The organism is Delftia sp. Lp-1 (assembly GCF_020523835.1).
Classification (GTDB): domain Bacteria; phylum Pseudomonadota; class Gammaproteobacteria; order Burkholderiales; family Burkholderiaceae_C; genus Comamonas; species Comamonas acidovorans.
In genome coordinates, this window is record NZ_JAJALJ010000004.1 from 673693 (window position 1) to 686527 (window position 12835).

Here is a 12835-nt window from a genome sequence, read left to right on the forward strand (position 1 = left end):
CGCCGCAAAGCCGGGCAATCACATGGCATCCATCAGATGGCGTCCAGCGGAAACACCGGGCGGCTGACCCGGGCGAACGGAAAGCGCGAATAGTCCGAGGTGGTCACGCCAGGGCTGTCGCACTCGACCAGGCCGGCGGACAGCGGCACGAAGACGGGCCGGCAGTACATGCGCGACTTGAGCAGCACGAAGCGAAAGCGCGTTGGGTCCATGCCCACGCAGTGGAACACGCCCAGGTCCCAGGGCTCGTGCGTCTGCTCGGTGATCACGATCTGCGCTGCGCCCGTGTCCAGGCAGACCGTGCGGCCCATGTGGCAGCGCTGGCCCGTGTAGATGGGGCCGCTGACCGTGTAGGCGCCGTCGCTGACGGCGCGCACCGTGCCGCGCAGCCGCAGCGGCTGCTTGTGCAGGCCTATGCGCTCCAGCGATACCTTGTTGCCCAGCGCGATCTCCACCTCGGCGCCTTCGCCGGCCGCCGTGAGCGAGGCAACCGCTTCGGGGTCGCACAGCGGGCCTACGGCAATGCCTGACAGGCCCAGCTCCAGCGCGGTCTGCAGCACGTCCATGGTGTCGCAGGTGCCGCCGGACATGCAGTTGTCGCCGTGGTCGAGCAGCAGCACGGGGCGGTCGGCGCCTTCGGCCAGGGCCTGGGCGCGGCGCAGCGAATCGGCCAGCGGCTCGCTGCGGTAGACGTAGTCGGCGCGGCGCTGCCAGATCCGGGCGGCCAGCGCGTCCACGCTCGCCTGGGTGGCTGCGCGCTCGTCGGTCCTGCAGGTGGCGACCACGCTCACGCAGGGCGCGGCGATGTCGGCCAGCGAAAAGCCGCCGAACACCGAGACCGCGGGCAGGCCCTCCGCTTCCAGGGCGCGCGCTGCGTTCACGGCGTCCAGCATGGGGCCGTCCAGCGTGGTGCTGCGCAGCGTGTGGCTCATCAGGGGCAGGCGGTGCCAGCACACGGCGTAGCGCGCGCGGCCGGCCAGCATGTCCAGCAGCAGGCGGCCCGCGTGCTCGCCGGTCTCGTACATGTCGATGTGCGGATAGGTCTTGAAGCCGACCATCACGTCGGCATTGCCCACCATTTTTTCGGTGATGTTGCCGTGCAGGTCCAGCGCCACGCCAACGGGCACGCCGGGCGCGGCGGCGCGCACGCGTTCGAGCAGGTCGCCTTCGCCGTCGGCGCTGTTCTCGGCCACCATGGCGCCGTGCAGGTCCAGCAAGATGGCATCGCAGCCCGGCGCGGCCGCCACGATGCGGCGCGTGAGTTCGTCGTAGGCGGCCGCATGCACGGGGCCGCTGGGATTGGAGGTGGCCGATACCGGCGTGACCAGGGTGGCGCCCGCCGCCTCGGCCAGGTCGATGAAGGCGGCCATGGCCGTGCGCATGCCCTTGTTGGCCGAATAGGCGGCCTCGCCATAGGTGGGCGCAAACGCCTCGATGGGCGTGGGCACGGGCGAGAAGGTATTGGTCTCGTGGTTGAGCCGGGCGATCAGGATCTTCATGCCGGCACCCCGCCGTCCGCTGCCTGCACCACGCCCGCGGCCGCCAGCATGGCGCGCAGCAGCACGTTGCAGCCGGCCTCCAGGTGGGCGGGCTCGGCGTCCTCGATCTCGTTGTGGCTGATGCCGTCGGCGCAGGGCACGAAGATCATGGCGGCAGGCGCCACGCGCGCCAGGTAGACGGCATCGTGGCCCGCGCCGCTGACCACGTCCATGGCGCTGTAGCCCAGGTCGGCGGCATTGGCGCGCACGGCCTCCACCAGGTGCGGCGTGAAGGGCTGGGGCGGGAAGTAGACGACCTGCTCCACGCCAACGGTCACGCCATGCGCGGCGGCAATGCGCTCGCAGGCCGCGCGCAGTGCGGCGTCCATGTCCAGCAACTGGCCGTCGTCCGGCGCGCGCAGGTCCACGCTGAGCTTGACGCCGCCCGGGATCACGTTGCGCGAGTTGGGAAACACCTCCAGCGATCCCACGGTGCCGCGCGCATGCGGCATGCGGTCCAGGGCGATGCGGTTGACCTCGGCCACGATGCAGCTGGCGGCCAGCAGGGCGTCGTGGCGCAGCTCCATGGGCGTGGGGCCGGCATGGGCCTCCATGCCCTGCACGCTGACGTCGTACCAGCGCTGGCCCAGCGCGGCGCTGACCACGCCGATCACGCGTTCATGGTTTTCCAGCACCGGGCCCTGCTCGATATGGGCTTCGAAATACGCGCCCACGGCAGGCGCCGGGCCGGCCGGCCCGGCATAGCCGATGGCGCGCAGCGCCTCGTCCACGCTCACGCCCTGGGCATCGCGCTGGGCCAGCGCATGCTCCAGCGTGAAGGCATTGACGAACACGCCCGAGCCCATCATCACGGGCACGAAGCGCGAGCCTTCCTCGTTGGTCCACACGGCCACCTCCACCGGGGCACGCGTGCGCACGCCGCCATCGTTGAGCGTGCGCAGCACCTCCAGCCCGGCCAGTACGCCGTAGTTGCCGTCGAACTTGCCGCCTGTGGGCTGGGTGTCGATGTGGCTGCCCGTCATCACGGGCGGCAGCGCATCGTCCAGGCCCGCGCGGCGCGCGAAGATGTTGCCGATGGCATCGACGCGGATGCTGCAGCCGGCCTCGCGCGCCCACTGCACGAAGAGATCGCGCCCCTGGCGGTCCAGGTCCGTCAGCGCCAGGCGGCACACGCCGCCCTTGGGTGTGGCGCCTATGCGCGCCAGGTCCATCAGCGATTGCCACAGGCGGGCGCCGTCGGTGCGCAGCCCGGCCGCAACGGCGGTGGCTGCAAGAGGGGTACTGAGATCCATGAATGACTCCTGGGAATGCGAAAGGCGGTGGATCAGGCGATCCCTACACCGAGATACCGGTCCTTGATGGCGTCATCGGCCAGGAAAGCGGCATTGCCTGCCTCGTGCGCAATCGCACCCTGTTCGATGATGTAGTGGCGGTCGGCCAGCTGGGTGCAGACCTCCAGGTTCTGCTCCACCAGCAAGATCGCCACGCCAGCGGCCTTGATGGTCTTGAGCTGGGCCACGATCTCCTCCACGATCACGGGCGCCAGGCCCTCGACGGGCTCGTCCAGCATGAGCAGGCGCGGCGCGTTCATCAGGGCGCGGCCTATGGCCAGCATCTGCTGCTCGCCGCCCGACAGCTGCCCGCCGCCGTTGCCGCGCCGCTCCTTGAGGCGCGGGAAGATGCGGTAGATGTCGGCCAGCTGCCAGGGGGAGCGTTTGCGCTGGCCCAGCAGCAGGTTCTCCTCCACCGTGAGCAGCTTGAAGATGCCGCGGTGCTCTGGCACCAGGCAGATGCCGCGCTGGGCCACCTGGTGCGTGGCCAGCCGGTGCACGGGTTCACCGCCGAAGCGGATCTGCCCCTGCGAGGGCTGCATCACCCCCGCGATGGACTTGAGCGTGGTGGTCTTGCCCGCGCCGTTGCGGCCCAGCAGCGTGACCAGCTCGCCGTCCTGCACCTGCAGCGACACGCCCTGCAGCACATGGCTCTTGCCGTAGTGGGCGTGTATGCCCTCGACCGAAAGCAGGGGACCGCTCATGCCTTTCCTCCCGTGATCATGTTGCCCAGATAGGCGCTGCGCACGCGCTCGTCGGCGCGGATCTCGTGGGGCAGTCCTTCGGCCAGCACGCGGCCCTGCTGCATGACGGTGATGGTGTCGGAGATGTCCATGACGATGTTCATGTTGTGCTCGATGAGGACCACGGTGTGCTCGTCCCTGAGGCCCTGGATCAGGCGCTTCATCTCGTCCAGATCGTCGATGCCCATGCCCGAGGTCGGCTCGTCCAGGAAGATGGCCTTGGGCCGGGCGGCCAGGGCCATGCCCACCTCCAGCCGCCGCTGCTGGCCGTGCGAGAGGTTGCCGGCCGGCGTGTCCGCATGGCGCTCCAGGCCCAGGCGCGACAGCACGCTGGCCACGGTGTCGGCCAGGGCGCGAGCACCCACGGGCGCGTTCCAGCAGTCCAGTGCCCTGGCGGGGGCCACGCCCTGTGCGGCCAGGCGCAGGTTCTCGCGCACGGGCAGGGTCAGGAACAGGCTGGTGACCTGAAAGGACCGTGCCATGCCACGGCGCACGCGGCGGTGGTCGGGCTCGCGCGTCACGTCGTGGCCATCGAAGACGATGCGCCCGCCGCTCACGCTTTTGGTGCCCGTGAGCATGTGGAACAGCGTGGTCTTGCCCGCGCCGTTGGGGCCGATCACCGAGTGCACGGTGTGGGCGCGGACCTTGAGGTCCACGCCGCCCAGGGCGACGAACTTGTCATAGCGTTTCTCGACGCCCACGGCCTCGAGCAGGATGGGAGATGCTGCGGCGCTCATGCCTGGCCTCCTTTGGTTTCTGCAGCGGCCGCCTCGGCATCTGCCGGCCCTTTGCGGCGCACCAGGGCCCACAGGCTCTCGCCCAGGCCCCACAGGCCGCGCTGCAGGCCCAGGCTCACGATCATCAGCACCACGCCCAGCAGCAGCAGCCAGCGCGGCCACAGGGTGGACAGCCAGTCGCCCAGCAGCACATAGAAGGCCGCGCCCAGCACCGAGGCCAGCAGGTTGCCCGTGCCACCGATCACGGTCATCACCAGGATCATTTCGCTGGTGTGGTACTCGGCGTTGGACAGCGGGGCGATGCCCGTCATCATGGCGTGCAGCGCGCCGGCCAGGCCCGTGACCGCGCCCGAGATCACGAAGGCCTGCAGCTTCAGCAGCCTCAGGTCGTAGCCCACGGCGGCAGCGCGCTCCTCGTTGTCGCGCACGGCCAGCAGGGTGCGGCCGAACATGGAGTCGCAGACGCGGCGCAGCAGCCAGAACACCACCAGAAAGAGCACGGCCACAAAGCCGTAGTACTGCCAGGGCGTGGCCAGCGGCCACAGCGTCTGGCCGGCCACCGCGAGGGCGGGGCGGGGCACATCGAGCAGGCCGTTGTCGCCGCCGGTGATGTCCGTGGCCGAGTAGGCCAGAAAATAGAACATCTGCGCAAACGCCAGGGTGAGCATCACGAAGTAGGTGCCGCGCTGGCGTATGGCCACCCAGCCGACGATGGCCGCGCCCACGGCGCCCATGGCCGTGGCTGCCAGCAGCGCCAGCGGCATGGGCAGGGGCCAGCGCGTCAGCAGCAGGGCGATGGTGTAGCTGCCCAGGCCGAAGAAGATGCCCTGCCCGAAGGACAGCAGCCCCGTGTAGCCCAGCAGCAGATTGCAGCCCATGGCCGCGAGGCCGAAGATCAGCACCTCGCTGGCCAGCGAGCCCGACTGCATGCACAGCGGCATGGCGACCACGATGGCCAGCGCGAGAAGGAGATGGGAATGCCTGGTCATGGTCTTCATCCTTTGCGGCCCAGCAGGCCATGGGGTCGCAGCAGCAGCACGGCGGCCATGGCCACGTAGATCATCAGGCGCGCGCCCTCGGGCCACAGCGTGCTCATCACGCTTTGCACGATGCCGATCAGCAGGCCGCCGACCAGGGCGCCGCCGAAGCTGCCCAGCCCGCCCACGACCACGATCACGAAGGCCACGCCCAGCGCCTCCACGCCCATGAAGGGCTCGGCGCCGCGTATGGGTGCGGCCAGCACGCCGGCCAGCGCCGCCGTGGCCGCGCCCAGCGCGAACACCAGGCTGAAGATGCGCAGCACGTTCACGCCCAGCAGGGACACCATCTCGGTCGATTCGCTGCCCGCGCGCACCGCGCTGCCCAGCCGCGTGCCCTCCAGCAGCCACCACAGCAGCACGGCCAGCACGGCGGTGAAGCCGATCACGAACAGCCGGTACTTGGGATAGACGAAGCTGCCCCACATCACCACGCCCTGCAGCAGATCGGGCACGGCCACGCTGTCGCCCAGCGGGCCCCATTGCACGATCACCAGCTCCTGCACCACCAGGGCCAGGCCCACGGTGACGATGATGTGGAACTCATGCGCCTTGGCATACACATGGCGCAGCATGAGCTTTTCCACCAGCCAGCCCAGCGCGCCCACGGCCAGCGGCACCACGACCAGGGACAGCCAGAAGCTCATGCCCCAGCGCGTCATCTGGTAGCAGAAATAGGCGCCCAGCAGGTAGAAGGCACCGTGCGCGAAATTCACGAAACGCAGCAGGCCGAAAACGATGGACAGGCCCACGGCCAACAGGAAATACAGCATGCCTATGCCGATCCCGTTGATGGTCTGAAGCAGATAGATGCTCATACAGGGTCCGAAACGATGGACGAAGGAGGCGCCGTGGCGGCCTTGATGCGCGGTTCGCCATGAAACTGGCGAGGCCCAGGCGAGGGGCACCGAGCAAGGGCCGCCCCGCCGCGAGGGTGCCGTCCCCCCGCGACGCGAGAGGGGGGAGCGGCGTAGCCGCTCAGGGGGCTTTCAAGCCAATTTGCAGCCGGTCTGGTCTACGGGCAGGAAGGACTTGCCGGAGCTGACCACATCCACGTAGTCGTCCTTGTTCTTCATCTTGGACTTGGCCTTGCCCTTGAGCAGGTAGTAGCTCTTGAGCACCTGGTGGTCGGCCTTGCGCACTTCTTCCTCGCCCGTCAGGCCCTGGTACTTCATGCCTTCCAGCGCGCCGACCACGGCCTTGGGGTCGGCCGTGCCGGCCTTGATGATGGCGTCGATCATCAACTTGGTGCAGATGTAGTGGCCGGCCAGGCTGTAGTTGGGATTGGCCTTGAACTTGTCATTGCAGCGCTGCACCAGATCGCGGTTGAGCGGCGTGTCCACCGTGTGCCAGTACTGGGCGCCGAAGTACACGCCGTCGCACAGGTCGGCGCCCAGCGATTCGAACTGCTCCAGCCCGGAGGCCCAGGCGATCAGGATGGTCATGTTCTTGTTCATGCCGAAGCTGATGGCCTGGCGCAGCGTGTCCGAGGACTGGGCGCCGAAGTTCAGCAGCAGCAGCACGTCGGGCTTGGCGGCCACGGCATTGGTCAGGTAGCCGCTGAACTCCTTTTCGGTCAGCGAGTGGTAGCTGTTGCCCACATGCTCGATGCCCTTTTCCTTGAAGATGTTCTTGGCCGCCGTCAGCAGGCCGTCGCCGAACACGTACTGCGGCGTGATGGTGTACCAGCGCTTGGCCTTGGGCAGGGATTCGACCAGGGGGCGCACGGTCTGCTCGATGGCGCCGAAGGTGGGCGCCGACCAGCGGAAGGTGGCGCTGTTGCAGTCCTTGCCCGTGATCTCGTCTGCGCCTGCGGTGGTGATGAAGATGCCGCCGGCCTTCTCGGCCTCCTTGCCCATGGCCAGTGCCTCTGACGACAGGATGCCGCCTGCGAAGAAGCGCGTTCCCTGCTGCTGCGAAGACTCCTGCAGCTTGCGCACGGCCGTGGCGGGCTTGCCCTCGGTGTCCAGCACGGTGTAGGCCAGCGGGCGGCCCAGCGCCTTGCCGTACTGCTCTATGGCCAGCTTCATGCCCAGGTCCGCGTACTTGCCGTTGGCCGCGAAGGCGCCCGACATGGGCACGGGGCAGGCGAACTGGATGCTGTCCTTGGACTGCGCCCAGACGCTACGGCCCAGGCCCAGCGATGCGGGCAATGCGCCCAGTGCCGAGAGTTGCAGGAGGTGACGACGTTGCATGGGATCTCCGTGATGGGGACTGAAGGCGCGGCGGCCCGGGTACGCTTTTCAGAGCAAGTTGCATGCCAGTCGAAATGGGTGCGTGCAGGCTCCTTGATTCATATTTATAGTGATAAATAGAAGAAATAGGGCGCGTGCTAACCCTAGGCGGGCACGGCCACGCGCCATGGCGGTGCATACTGCACCAAACCCGCATGCAGACTGGGCGCGGACACGATCCGGTGCCCTTCCGGAGAACACAACAATGGATACACCCAAGTCGCCCTCCCTGGCAATCCGGCAGCTCAAGCGCCCGGATCTCGTGGCCCAGGAGATCAAGCGCCTGATCACCGAAAAGAACCTCAGCCCCGGCGACCGCTTGCCGCGCGAAAGCGAGCTGCAGGCACAGTTCCAGGTCAGCAAGGGCACGATCCGCGAGGCCCTCAAATCGCTGGAAGTGCAGGGGCTGATCACCATCTCCACCGGCCCTTCGGGCGGTGGCACGGTCGTCGAGGTGCCGCTGGACCGCACGCTGCAGTTCATGCAGAACTACCTGTTCTTCCAGGAGGTGACCATCGACGACATCTATACGGTGCGCCAGATGCTGGAGCCCGAGCTGGCGGCAGGCGCCGTACCCCATCTGACCGAGGCGGATTTCGACGCGCTGGAGCACAGCATCGCCTGCTGCGACCCCACGCAAAGCAGCGAGGACCTAGTGAGCCAGCGGCGCGAGGACGTGAACTTCCACGACATCCTTGCCGCGGCCAATCCCAACCCCTTCCTGCGCTTCACCTGCGAGCTCATCAACGAGATGATTCGCCAGCTCATCGTCTTCGCCAACCGCACGCCCCAGTCCGAGCACCGGCGCTTTGGCGAGGCCAATGCCCGGATCCACCGCGACATCGTGCAGGCCGCACGCGAACGGGATGCCGTGAAGGTGCATGCGCTGATGCAGCAGCACATGCGGGACGCGGCCAGCAGCGTCAAGCGCATGAAAGGCCGCATCCAGGGGCGGCTCATCCTGGATGCCGACAGCCTGCGCAGCCCGCGTCCGCAACGCGCCGTGCAGCCGGTAGAAAAGCCGGCGATGGCAGTGCCAAGGACTGCACCAAAAAAGGCAGCAGAGTCGGCACCCAGAACGGCAGCAAAGACGGCGCCAAAAACAACGGCAAGGCCGGCCGCAGAGACCACCGCAAAAGCCGTCGCAAAGACCAATGCAAAGCCCACTGCAAAGGCGGCTCCGAAGGCACCTCCAAAGGCGCCCGCCACGCCACCTTCCGTGCGTCCCGCCGCCGCACGCAAGCGCGCGGCCTCCTGAACTGTCCCGCGCCGGTCATTGCCGCCCCGCGCCACGCGTTTCGCGCCGCCCGCTGCTGGTATGCTGCCGCGCGCTCGGCCTTCACGCATTCCACCCCCCTCACGAGACAACAGCATGAGACAAACCCCTTTCGCATCTTCCCGTACCCCTGCCCTGTGGCGCGCCCTGGCCGGCGGCCTGGCGCTGGCGGCCACGCTGGCGGCGCCCCTTGCCCATGCCCAGGGCGCAGGCAGCTATCCGTCCAAGACCATTCGCCTGGTCGTGCCCTTTGCGCCTGGCGGCTCCACCGACATCCTGGGCCGCCTGCTGGCACAAAAGATGGGCGAGAGCATGCACACCACGGTGGTGGTGGACAACAAGCCCGGCGCCAACGGCACCATCGGCTGCGACCTGGTGGCCAAGGCGCCGGCCGACGGCTACACCGTGGTGCTGGGCGATGTGGGCTGCATGGCCATGGCCAAGGGCCTGTACACCAAGCTGCCTTATGACCCGCTGCGCGACTTCGCGCCCATCAGCCTGGTGGCACGCAGCCCGCTGGTGCTCACCGTGGGCGCGCAAAGCCCGTTCCACTCGCTCAAGGAGCTGACGGCGGCGGCCCAGGCCCAGCCCGGCAAGCTCAACTACCCCTCGTCGGGCACGGGCGGCCCCAACCACCTGGGCGCCGAGCTGTATGCCATGCAGGCCAAGGTCAAGATCGGCCATGTGCCCTACAAGGGCAGTGCGCCTTCCGTGGTCTCGCTGGCAGCCGGTGAGACCGACTTCGGCTTTCTCACGGCCGTGACGATTGCCGCGCAGCTCAAGGCCGGCAAGGTGCGTGCCCTGGCCGTGGCCCACAACGAGCGCCTGCAGTCCATGCCCGACGTGCCCACCATGTCCGAGGCCGGCCTCAAGGACTTCACGGCCGATGCCTGGTTCCTCGCGGCCGTGCCCGCAGGCACGCCCAAGCCCATCGTGGACCGGCTCTACGCCGAGATCGCCAAGGCCCTGCCCGCGCCCGAGGTCAAGGAAAAGCTGGACGCCATGGGCGTGCTGCCCTCGGGCCTCAAGCCCGATGCCTCGGCCCAGTTCCTGCGCGTGGAAGTGGACAAGTGGCGCGATGTGATCAAGAACGCGGGCATCACGCTGGACTGATTTCGCAGCCTTGCCGTTGCCATGTAAAAAGCCCCTGCGGCCTCACGGCCCAGGGGCTTTTCTCATGTACCGGAGATGCTCAGTTCGTTTCCGTCAGGGCATCGCCCAGGGCGCTGACCAGCCGCTCGATCTCGGCCTTCTCGCTGATGAAGGGCGGCGCGATCTGGATGGTGTCGCCGCCGTAGCGCACGTAAAAGCCCTTGTCCCAGCACTTCATGGCGATCTCGTAGGGACGGCGGGCCGGCTCGCCGGGCAGCGGCTCGATGGTGAAGCCCGCAGCCAGGCCGAAGTTGCGGATGTCGGCCACATGCTTTGCTCCCTTGAGGCTGTGCACGGCCTGCTCGAAGAACGGGGCCAGTGCGCGCACGCGGCCCGGGCCGTCCTCGCGCTGCAGCAGGTCCAGCGCGGCCACGCCCGCCGCACAGGCAATGGGGTGGGCCGAGTAGGTGTAGCCGTGCGGGAACTCCAGCATGTACTCGGGGCCGCCCGCTGCCATGAAGGTGTCGTAGATCTCCTTGCTGGCCACCACGGCGCCCAGGGGCTGGGCACCATTGGTCACCTGCTTGGCGATGTTCATGATGTCGGGCGTGACGCCGAAGGCCTCGGCCCCCGTCATGGCGCCGCAGCGGCCGAAGCCCGTGATGACCTCGTCGAAGATCAGCAGGATGTTGTTCTGCGAGCAGATCTCGCGCAGGCGCTGCAGGTAGCCGGCCGGCGGAATCACCACGCCGGCCGAGCCCGAGAAGGGCTCGACGATGACGGCCGCGATGTTGCTGGCGTCATGCAGGGCGATCAGGTCCAGCAGCCGGTCGGCCAGCGCGCGGCCATCGGTGGTGGGCATGCCTTTGTGGAAGGACCCCAGCGCCGGCTGCGTGTGCGGCAGGTGGTCGGCCTCCACGCCCTGGCCGAAGGTCTTGCGGTTGCCCACCATGCCGCCGACCGAGATGCCGCCGAAGTTCACGCCGTGGTAGCCCTTCTCGCGCCCGATCAGCCGGGTCTTGCCGCCCTGGCCCTTGGCACGCCAGTAGGCGCGCGCCATCTTCAGCGCCGTGTCGGCCGCCTCCGAGCCCGAGCCCGTGAAGAACACATGGTCCAGGCCTGCAGGCGTCAGCTCCTTGATCTTGTTGGCCAGCGCGAACGAGGCCGGGTGGCCGAACTGGAAGGCCGGCGCATAGTCCAGCTGCTGGGCCGCGCGGCCGATGGCTTCGGCGATCTCGCGGCGGCCATGGCCCAGGCCCGAGCACCACAGGCCCGACAGGCCGTCGAAGATCTTGCGGCCGTCGGCATCGGTGTAGTAGGCGCCCTGGGCGCTGGTGATCATGCGCGGGCGCGCCTTGAACTCGCGGTTGCCGGTGAAGGGCATCCAGTGGGCGTCAAGCCAGGCGGCATCGGTGCGCGTGGCGGCTGCAGTGCCTTGTTCGGTGGGAACCAGGGTCATGGTGATCTCCTCGGGCCGGGAAAGAAATAAAGGAACCGGCCCATTGTGATCGTGCCTTTTGATTTCTCGAAGTGCGTGATATCGAGGTTCACTTGCGGATTCCTGCAAGTGAGCAGGGGCTTGCCGATCCGGGCCAGGAGAGCGCGCATTGTGGGAATCCATGGCCGTCTCCGCCCTGGTGCTCGCCTATAGTGGCTCCCCTGTAGTGGTGGCCAGTTCAGGCGGGCACCGGGAGGCGAAGGGCGATGGCGGATTTTTCGATGGACAGCACCCCAGGCCGCCCGGCGCGGGACGGGCGCGCGCGGGCCGCGCTGGGCCAGTTGGGCGACATGGACCTGCGCCTGCTGCGCGTGTTCAAGGCCGTGGTCGAGTGCGGCGGCATGTCGGCTGCCGAGCTGGAGCTGAACATCGGCAGCTCCACGCTGAGTCGCCATATGAAGGACCTGGAGGAGCGCCTGGGCCTGACGCTGTGCCGGCGCGGGCGCGCGGGCTTCGCGCTCACGCCCGAAGGCCATCGCATCTACGAGGCCACCTTGCAACTGCTCGGTGGCGTGGAAGGCTTCCTGGGCCAGGTGGACGACATCCATGGTCGGCTGGCCGGCACGCTGGACGTGGCGCTGTTCGACAAGACCGTGGGCAATCCGCAGTCGCGCATACCCGAGGCGATCGGCGTTTTGCACGACCAGGCGCCGCAGCTGCATCTGCGCCTGCATGTGGCCTCTATCCAGGCCATCGAGCGCGGGCTGATGGAGGGGCGCTGGCAGGTGGGCGTGCTGCCATCGGCACCCAGTTCGGGCGCGCTGGACAGCGCCCGGCTGTTTGGCGAGCGCATGCAGCTGTACTGCGCCCCCGGCCATCCGCTGCATGGCGCCGACCATGGCGCGCTGGACTGGGACAGCCTGGGCGCACATGCCTTTGCAGGCCTGGGCTACCAGTCGCCCAACATGGCGCTCAGCCACCAGGCCGGCCTGCAGCGCCAGGCCACGGGTTTTGACCAGGAGGCCATTGCCATGCTGGTGCGATCGGGCCGCTACCTGGGCTTTCTGCCCGATCACTATGCACAGGCCATGCAGGACCAGGGCCTGCTGCAGGCCGTGGCACCGCACCGCTTTTTCTATCTGTGCGATTTCTTCGCCGTCTGGCGCAATGCCGTGGCCCCTGGGCGTGCGGCCCGGGTGTTCATTGACGCCCTGCTGTCCGTGCACCATGGATGAACGGGTTCATCACAGCCTTGGAAAGAGGAAATTCACAGGTTTGATATCAGGATATGCACAGGTTTTTACACAGTTTGTGCTCAGGTTTTTTCAGCGTATGCGCTTGACAATGTTTGGCATTGTGGCCGGGGCCAGGGCTTCAGTCCGCCCCGATTGCGCCGACATGCATGCATGGATTCCGTGTCGGCCCTGGGCCGTACGAGCAGCGCCTTG

11 protein-coding genes are annotated in these 12835 nt (G+C 67.9%); 3 read left to right on the forward strand and 8 right to left on the reverse strand.

The features are described from left to right. Positions 1-32: 32 nt before the first annotated feature. The 7 genes from LGR64_RS28295 to LGR64_RS28325 all read right to left on the reverse strand — a co-directional run bounded on the left by LGR64_RS28295 (position 33) and on the right by LGR64_RS28325 (position 7542). Complete coding sequence (locus LGR64_RS28295; RefSeq protein ID WP_141833127.1) at positions 33-1499, reverse strand: M81 family metallopeptidase; 1467 nt, start codon at positions 1497-1499, stop codon at positions 33-35. Continuing rightward, positions 1496-2791, reverse strand: a complete 1296-nt coding sequence (locus LGR64_RS28300) for a Zn-dependent hydrolase (protein WP_141833130.1) — start codon at positions 2789-2791, stop codon at positions 1496-1498. Before LGR64_RS28300 ends, LGR64_RS28295 begins: the two co-directional genes overlap by 4 nt. Before the next feature lie 32 nt (positions 2792-2823). Beyond that, positions 2824-3534, reverse strand: coding sequence for an ABC transporter ATP-binding protein (locus LGR64_RS28305; protein WP_013804788.1), 711 nt, complete (start codon positions 3532-3534; stop codon positions 2824-2826). Then, entirely contained in the window at positions 3531-4310 is a 780-nt protein-coding gene (locus LGR64_RS28310) for an ABC transporter ATP-binding protein (protein WP_012207823.1), read from the reverse strand. The genes LGR64_RS28305 and LGR64_RS28310 overlap by 4 nt, the downstream gene beginning before the upstream one ends. After that, entirely contained in the window at positions 4307-5299 is a 993-nt protein-coding gene (locus tag LGR64_RS28315; protein WP_170962116.1) for a branched-chain amino acid ABC transporter permease, read from the reverse strand. Before LGR64_RS28315 ends, LGR64_RS28310 begins: the two co-directional genes overlap by 4 nt. Before the next feature lie 5 nt (positions 5300-5304). Further along, positions 5305-6165 (reverse strand): branched-chain amino acid ABC transporter permease, encoded by an 861-nt coding sequence (locus LGR64_RS28320; protein ID WP_012207821.1) that lies wholly within the window; start codon positions 6163-6165, stop codon positions 5305-5307. A 171-nt stretch (positions 6166-6336) separates the two neighbouring features. After that, the gene (locus LGR64_RS28325; RefSeq protein ID WP_141833132.1) at positions 6337-7542 is read right to left on the reverse strand and encodes an ABC transporter substrate-binding protein; all 1206 of its coding nucleotides are present in this window, start codon (positions 7540-7542) and stop codon (positions 6337-6339) included. A gap of 244 nt (positions 7543-7786) precedes the next feature. Between LGR64_RS28325 and LGR64_RS28330 the strand changes: the two genes are divergently transcribed. Together LGR64_RS28330 and LGR64_RS28335 are read left to right on the forward strand one after the other, a co-directional pair. Further along, the gene (locus tag LGR64_RS28330) at positions 7787-8839 is read left to right on the forward strand and encodes an FCD domain-containing protein (RefSeq protein ID WP_088166384.1); all 1053 of its coding nucleotides are present in this window, start codon (positions 7787-7789) and stop codon (positions 8837-8839) included. Positions 8840-8953: 114 nt separating this feature from the next. Beyond that, positions 8954-9970 (forward strand): Bug family tripartite tricarboxylate transporter substrate binding protein, encoded by a 1017-nt coding sequence (locus tag LGR64_RS28335; RefSeq protein ID WP_013804784.1) that lies wholly within the window; start codon positions 8954-8956, stop codon positions 9968-9970. A 79-nt stretch (positions 9971-10049) separates the two neighbouring features. Here the strand turns inward: LGR64_RS28335 and LGR64_RS28340 are convergent, their stop codons facing one another. Then, positions 10050-11408 (reverse strand): aspartate aminotransferase family protein, encoded by a 1359-nt coding sequence (locus tag LGR64_RS28340; RefSeq protein WP_141833136.1) that lies wholly within the window; start codon positions 11406-11408, stop codon positions 10050-10052. A gap of 245 nt (positions 11409-11653) precedes the next feature. Here LGR64_RS28340 and LGR64_RS28345 point away from each other — a divergent pair, with 245 nt between their 5' ends. Continuing rightward, positions 11654-12622, forward strand: coding sequence for a LysR family transcriptional regulator (locus LGR64_RS28345; protein ID WP_141833138.1), 969 nt, complete (start codon positions 11654-11656; stop codon positions 12620-12622). The last annotated feature ends 213 nt before the right edge of the window (positions 12623-12835 follow it).

Excerpts from the sequence above, each read along its gene's own strand:
- LGR64_RS28310 (WP_012207823.1), bottom strand. The coding sequence starts at position 4,310 with ATGAGCGCCGCAGCATCTCCCATCCTGCTCGAGGCCGTGGGCGTCGAG.
- LGR64_RS28315 (WP_170962116.1), bottom strand. The coding sequence starts at position 5,299 with ATGACCAGGCATTCCCATCTCCTTCTCGCGCTGGCCATCGTGGTCGCC.
- LGR64_RS28340 (WP_141833136.1), bottom strand. The coding sequence starts at position 11,408 with ATGACCCTGGTTCCCACCGAACAAGGCACTGCAGCCGCCACGCGCACC.
- LGR64_RS28325 (WP_141833132.1), bottom strand. The coding sequence starts at position 7,542 with ATGCAACGTCGTCACCTCCTGCAACTCTCGGCACTGGGCGCATTGCCC.
- LGR64_RS28345 (WP_141833138.1), top strand. The coding sequence starts at position 11,654 with ATGGCGGATTTTTCGATGGACAGCACCCCAGGCCGCCCGGCGCGGGAC.
- LGR64_RS28335 (WP_013804784.1), top strand. The coding sequence starts at position 8,954 with ATGAGACAAACCCCTTTCGCATCTTCCCGTACCCCTGCCCTGTGGCGC.
- LGR64_RS28320 (WP_012207821.1), bottom strand. The coding sequence starts at position 6,165 with ATGAGCATCTATCTGCTTCAGACCATCAACGGGATCGGCATAGGCATG.
- LGR64_RS28300 (WP_141833130.1), bottom strand. The coding sequence starts at position 2,791 with ATGGATCTCAGTACCCCTCTTGCAGCCACCGCCGTTGCGGCCGGGCTG.
- LGR64_RS28330 (WP_088166384.1), top strand. The coding sequence starts at position 7,787 with ATGGATACACCCAAGTCGCCCTCCCTGGCAATCCGGCAGCTCAAGCGC.
- LGR64_RS28305 (WP_013804788.1), bottom strand. The coding sequence starts at position 3,534 with ATGAGCGGTCCCCTGCTTTCGGTCGAGGGCATACACGCCCACTACGGC.
- LGR64_RS28295 (WP_141833127.1), bottom strand. The coding sequence starts at position 1,499 with ATGAAGATCCTGATCGCCCGGCTCAACCACGAGACCAATACCTTCTCG.